The 479-nt window shown below is 66.0% G+C and carries 2 protein-coding genes; both read right to left on the bottom strand.

What is annotated here, in order from left to right; all coding sequences use genetic code 11:
• A partial coding sequence (locus MKW15_RS24275; RefSeq protein ID WP_240862970.1) for a hypothetical protein occupies positions 1-185 on the bottom strand: 185 nt, incomplete at its 3' end.
• A partial coding sequence (locus tag MKW15_RS24270) for a hypothetical protein (RefSeq protein WP_240862968.1) occupies positions 182-479 on the bottom strand: 298 nt, incomplete at its 5' end. The genes MKW15_RS24275 and MKW15_RS24270, both read right to left, overlap by 4 nt.

Below are 479 nucleotides of genomic sequence, written 5' to 3'. Positions count from 1 at the left end.
TCGACCACGCCGTCGATGACGGTCGGTTCACGGCCTTCGGTCCACGAGAATGGGAACAGTGAGCCGTCAACCACGGTCAGCGGGAACCGGGCACCCGTCCCGATCGACCCATAGCGCACCGTCTTTCGTGGTTTCTCTCGCCGATCAGCCGGCGGTTTCCAGGCGTCGGGATAATCGTCGCTCATCGGGTTGCCTCCTGCTCGTCGATCTCCACCAACACGTTCGTCGGTGACAACCGGAACCAACGCTCACCGTGCATCGAGAACAGCCCGGACAGCTTGCCGTTCACCCGGTACTCAGCACCGGCCAGATGCGGTTCGGCGACCACGACCTCGGCCCGTTCCTCGGCGGCGATCACAGCCTCGGCGGCCTGGTCGTGCGGGGGCCAGCGATCCAAGCGGATGCGCTTGTGCGCCACCAGGAGCTCACGGACATAGACACCGGTCCCGTTGGCCTGTCCGCCTGCCCTACGCGCCACG

It is taken from the genome of Gordonia gummivorans, from assembly GCF_022513585.1.
GTDB lineage: Bacteria > Actinomycetota > Actinomycetes > Mycobacteriales > Mycobacteriaceae > Gordonia.
Note: the sequence above shows the minus strand (reverse complement) of the source record. Positions and strands in the feature narration are given on the sequence as shown.